Source organism: Streptomyces sp. NPDC004561 (genome assembly GCF_053602155.1).
In genome coordinates this window covers 1-4,603 of sequence record NZ_JBSGDB010000613.1, presented here as the reverse complement: position 1 = coordinate 4,603, position 4,603 = coordinate 1, and the positions used below count along the sequence as shown (strand labels likewise).

Below are 4,603 nucleotides of genomic sequence, written 5' to 3'. Positions count from 1 at the left end.
AATCGTCCCGTTTCAACCATTTGAGCGACCTGGGTCAGCGCATAGGTGGCGCGGCCGGTGTCGCCGCGGCTGAAACGGATGCCCGTCTGCTGCGCTGCCGGGGCGCCCGCGGCCCGTTCGACCTGTACTACGACACGGTGCTCCCGGCCGCCACCCGGCTCGCCACGCCCCGGCTGCTGCGCCGCTACGACTTCGGCGCCGACCCCGGGTACCCGGGCGAGTACCGGGTACCGCTCGTGCACACCGTGCAGCGCGACGGCGTGTTCACCGGTTTCCAGGGCTACTTCGTGGCCGATCTGTCGGACACCGTCGCCCTGGACATCTCCGGGGACGACGTCGGCGCCGGCGATCCCGCGGCCCGGACCACGTCCGACTCCTGGAAGCACGCGTATCTGCCGGTCGCCGAGCCGGTCGAGGTGCGGCGCGGCGACCGCATCGCGGTCACGTTCAGCCGGCGCGTGCCGAAGACCTGCGCGGACGCGGACGCCTTCGGGCAGATCTACCGCTGGCGCGGCGGCGTCGTCTCCGGGGACGTCACAGTCGCCCGCTTCGACCAGCGTACCCGGCCCGACGAGTGGGCGGCCCTGCTCGACGCGGGCTGACGGCCGCCCTGCCTCAGTAGCCGGACCGCATCTGGGCGTACCCCAGCAGCACGATCACCACGGCCACACAGCCGAGCACGACCGCCGTCGACACCCAGGACGAGCGGCGCGGCTCCCGGGGGCCCGGGTCGGCGCGGAACGGCTCCGGGTTCGGCGGGTTCTCCTTCCAGCGTGCGGCGAGCATCCGGGCCCGCGCCGAGGGCTCCTTGTGCTGGGCGGAGTTCGCCCACCCGTGATCGAACTCCTTCTCCCAGTCGTCCAGTTCAGACATCCCCGTTCAACCTCTCTCGTCCGGTTGGAGTGCAGGAGGATGATCCCCCGAGAGTAGGAAGCCTGGGAAGCGGCAAAGGTTGCCCAGGATGCCGCCGGGTCGGGGCGCGGCTAGCATCAAGAGGTGAAGCCGCACCGAGGGGTGCCCGATGACGTACACCCCTCCTTCTCTTGCTCGTGCGGCCCCCTACGGCCGCGCCGGACTCCGTTTCCGAGGTCGCGGGCCCATCCGACTCGTGCCCGGAAATGCCGCACGAGGGTGGAAGGAAGGTGGATTCCATGAATGCACACCGCGCGAGACGTCTCGCCGCAGTGTCCGCCATCGGCGTGCTGATGACCGGCGGAGCCGTGCTCGGCACCGCAGGCACGGCGTCGGCAGCCACTCCGACCCAGATCGCCACCCAGCGTGGCTGCTTCTTCAACAACTGGTGGGGCGGCAACTGCTTCAACCGCGACAGATTCTTCCGCAACAACTTCAACAACGTCCCCGTCGTCGTGGTCGTGGTGGGCTGACGGAGGTCCGCCCGAACACGGCCGAGGGCCGCCACCCGGAGCGCTCCCGGTGGCGGCCCTCGGTGCCGATCACACGTCGAAGAAGTTTGACCGCTTCCCTCTATATACACGTCGATCCTGCGTGTCCTTGGTTCGGTTCTTCGGGATGACCGGGCTATGCCAGGGACGGCCGATTACTCGGAATGGGTGAAGCTGGCTCACCTTTGGCGACAACGGGGCGACACCTTGGCCTCCCGTCGGCGCTCGCCGTCAAGTGCCACCGCAGTGGCGGCCCAGCACCTCGCGGGGAAGCGAAGGCCGGCCGCCCCCGGGTGCCCAGGACGGGCGGGGGAGAGGATGCGACGCTGGAGTGAGGGGCCCGCGAGTGGAGGTCCGAGAGCGTCTCATCCGGTCCGGGGCCCTCTCCTTCGGCCTGGCGACCATGTCCCGGTGCGGCTCAATGGATGCGACGCGGAATCGTGCGGTCAGGCTGTGAGCCCGCCGGCCGGGGCACCACTCACCGAGCGTCGCCAGGCGGCCTTACCGCGTGGATCCGGCCCGCCGGAATCAGGACCGCGCGACCAACCCGGAAGGCAGGTGCGTCCCATGCGCACGTCGACCCGTATCGCCGGTGCCCTCACCGGCCTGACCCTCACCCTCGGCGGTGCGGTCCTCGCCGCTCCCGCGGCCCGGGCGGACATCCCCGCCTGCGCACAGATGGCCCAACTGGCCGGTGCTACCGCTTCCGGCTCCGTCACAGCGGCCTGCACCCGTGGGGTGGTCGGAGACCTGCAGGGTTGTGTGACCGGGCTGACCGGGGCCGGAGTGGCGGGCGGCGCCGCGACCGGTGCCTGCCGGGCGGCGGCCCACGAACCGCGTTAGAGGACCGCGCATGCCTCTCCGGGGCCGGGCAGTCACCGCCCGGGCGCGTTGCACAGCCAAGCCTCGCGGGCCTCATGCGAAGCGTCCATGCTGAGCGCCTGCGCGCTGCCTGACGGGACCACGCCGGCGATGACTTGACCGGTCGGCGCACCGCTGGGCAACCAGTCCGGCCGGTGCACCCGGCGCGGTGGGTAGGTGGTGACGGCACCCGGTCCACCGTCGGGTGGATCGCCCGCGCCCGTCTCGACACCCCGGCACTCGGGATGGTGGACGCCGACCGTCTCGAAGCCAAGGCCGTCACCGCTTCGAGACGGTCCGCGCCGTCCTGAACGGCCTCGGCCATGTCGTCATGATCCCCACCGTGGAAGAGGTCCAGCAGGTCATCCCGCCCCATCAACCCGTCTGAGCCGAGGCCGACCCCGCCGGCATCGCCGACCGGCACGCGGCCCACGGCCCTCTCCGGGGACCCACGAGACGGCGCCGTAACAGCACGACCAAGGAGCCGACCGGCACGGTGCACCCGCCGGTCGGCTCCGCCGTGCTCCTCGACGACCCCAGGGACGACTCCGTCGTTCGGCCCATCAAGGGCACCGGCTGCAACGCCGAAAGGGACCAAGCGGAGTCGCCCCACCCTCGCGTTCCGGTACGCCTCCGCGCCCCAGGCCGCCCCGATGACGGCGGTCCCGTACCCCGGCCGACAGGCCCGGAGGAGATCCCGCATGCGCGTCTTCCTGCCCCTGACCGCCGTCACCACCGCCGCGCTCCTGCTCGTCACGGTCACCGGCGCGACTCCCGCCGCAGCGGACCGGAACCCCGACGGCACACCACTGGTCAAGGTGTCCCACGGCGACCCGTACGCGAAGTGCACCATCGGAGCGAGGTCCCCCGACAGCATCGTCTACCCGGCCACCGAGGTCGAGCCGTACCTGTCCGTCGATCCGCGCGACCCCAGGCGCGTGGTCACCGTGTTCCAGCAGGACCGCTGGAACGACGGCGGCGCCCGTGGCCTGGCGGCCGGCTGGACCACGGACGGCCACACCTTCCACCGGAGCACGCTGCCGTTCAGCCTGTGCGCCCCCGGTGGCGCGGACTACGAACGGGCCTCCGACCCCTGGGTGAGCACCGGACCGGACGGCACGGTCTACGCCGGCGGGGAGGGCGTCGACTTCGCGAAGAGCACGCGCAGCGCCCTCCTGGCAGTCACGTCCCGCGACGGCGGCCGCACTTGGCGGAACCTCACCACCACGCACGTCGACGAGCAGCCGTTCTTCAACGACAAGCCCTCACTCACCGCCGACCCGATGCGCAAGGGCACCGCCTACCAGGTCTGGAACCGCCTCGACAACGACCCACCCGGCCCCAGCTCCCTCGACGGTCCCGGCTACATCTCCCTCACCCGCGACGGCGGCCGCACCTGGAGCAAGGCCCGGCCGTTCGTCGACACCAGCACCGTGCCCAACACCCAGACCATCGGCCATCTGATCGTCGCCGACCGGCGCACCGGCACCCTGTACGACTTCTTCGACCGGATCACCTACTCCGACGACCTGAGCACCGTCGTCGAAGCCCGCTACGAGGTGGTCACCTCGACCGACGCCGGAGAGACCTGGAGCGTCCCGGTCACCGTGGTCCGGGACACCTCCGTACCGGAGGTCGACCCGAACGACCCCGCCAAACTGCTGCGCGCCGCGGCCACCTTGCCGAGCCCGGCCGTCGACCCCAGGACAGGCACGCTGTACATGGCCTACGAGGGCTCGGACTTCTCCGGTGGACGGTTCGACTCCGTCCAGCTTGTGCGGTCCACCGACGGCGGACGCACATGGGGGACCCCGGAGCTGATCAGCCCCAAGGGCGTTCCGGCCTTCTCACCGTCGATCGCGGTCGCCGAGCGGGGCACGGTCGCGCTCACTTACTACGACCTGCGCTTCCTCAAGCCCGGCAACACCACCACCCTGCCCACCGCCTACCAACTGGCCACGCTGCAGCACGGAAACCCGAAGCTCCGGACCGAACGACGGATCTCGCGGGTCTTCGACTGGCTGCAGGCGCCGTTCGCCGGGGGCTACTTCCTCGGCGACTACCAAGGCCTGGTGGCAGACGGCAAGGGAGTACGGGCGGTGCTCACCGAGACCCACTCCGGCGCACCACAGAACCGTACGGACGTGTACACCAGCAGTCTCCGCACCCGCTGACCGACAGGCGCTCCAGCCAGGTCCGCGCGGCCCGTGGAGTCCCATGAGCATGAATCGGTCGCCCGGAAGCCGGTGCCGAAAAGCCGTCGGCCGGCTCTCCCGTGCTGGGCGGGACTGCCGTGAGCGATGCCGGAGTCATTGGGATGCTTCATGAAGAGCCTTCCG

At 71.0% G+C, this 4,603-nt stretch carries 4 protein-coding genes and 1 pseudogene; 4 read left to right on the top strand and 1 reads right to left on the bottom strand.

Annotation, left to right across the window (positions count from 1 at the left end; translation table 11 throughout):
- Positions 1 to 602, top strand: a pseudogene (locus ACWEN3_RS41975) (hypothetical protein); the annotation flags it as partial.
- Between the two features lie 13 nt (positions 603 to 615).
- On the opposite strand, the gene ACWEN3_RS41970 reads toward ACWEN3_RS41975, so the two are convergent.
- Positions 616 to 873 (bottom strand): SCO2583/SCO2584 N-terminal domain-containing protein, encoded by a 258-nt coding sequence (locus ACWEN3_RS41970; RefSeq protein WP_452982663.1) that lies wholly within the window; start codon positions 871 to 873, stop codon positions 616 to 618.
- Between the two features lie 278 nt (positions 874 to 1,151).
- Here ACWEN3_RS41970 and ACWEN3_RS41965 point away from each other — a divergent pair, with 278 nt between their 5' ends.
- The 3 genes from ACWEN3_RS41965 to ACWEN3_RS41955 all read left to right on the top strand — a co-directional run bounded on the left by ACWEN3_RS41965 (position 1,152) and on the right by ACWEN3_RS41955 (position 4,438).
- Positions 1,152 to 1,385 carry a hypothetical protein gene (locus tag ACWEN3_RS41965; RefSeq protein ID WP_452982660.1) on the top strand — a complete coding sequence of 78 codons (234 nt, stop codon included), beginning with the start codon at positions 1,152 to 1,154 and terminating at the stop codon, positions 1,383 to 1,385.
- Between the two features lie 585 nt (positions 1,386 to 1,970).
- A complete protein-coding gene (locus ACWEN3_RS41960; protein WP_452982657.1) occupies positions 1,971 to 2,246 on the top strand; it encodes a hypothetical protein in 276 nt (91 codons plus the stop codon).
- Positions 2,247 to 2,965: 719 nt separating this feature from the next.
- Positions 2,966 to 4,438, top strand: a complete 1,473-nt coding sequence (locus tag ACWEN3_RS41955) for a sialidase family protein (protein ID WP_452982654.1) — start codon at positions 2,966 to 2,968, stop codon at positions 4,436 to 4,438.
- Positions 4,439 to 4,603 lie beyond the last annotated feature (165 nt).

Coding starts and splice junctions, on each gene's coding strand:
- ACWEN3_RS41960 (WP_452982657.1), top strand. CDS start 1,971: ATGCGCACGTCGACCCGTATCGCCGGTGCCCTCACCGGCCTGACCCTC.
- ACWEN3_RS41955 (WP_452982654.1), top strand. CDS start 2,966: ATGCGCGTCTTCCTGCCCCTGACCGCCGTCACCACCGCCGCGCTCCTG.
- ACWEN3_RS41965 (WP_452982660.1), top strand. CDS start 1,152: ATGAATGCACACCGCGCGAGACGTCTCGCCGCAGTGTCCGCCATCGGC.
- ACWEN3_RS41970 (WP_452982663.1), bottom strand. CDS start 873: ATGTCTGAACTGGACGACTGGGAGAAGGAGTTCGATCACGGGTGGGCG.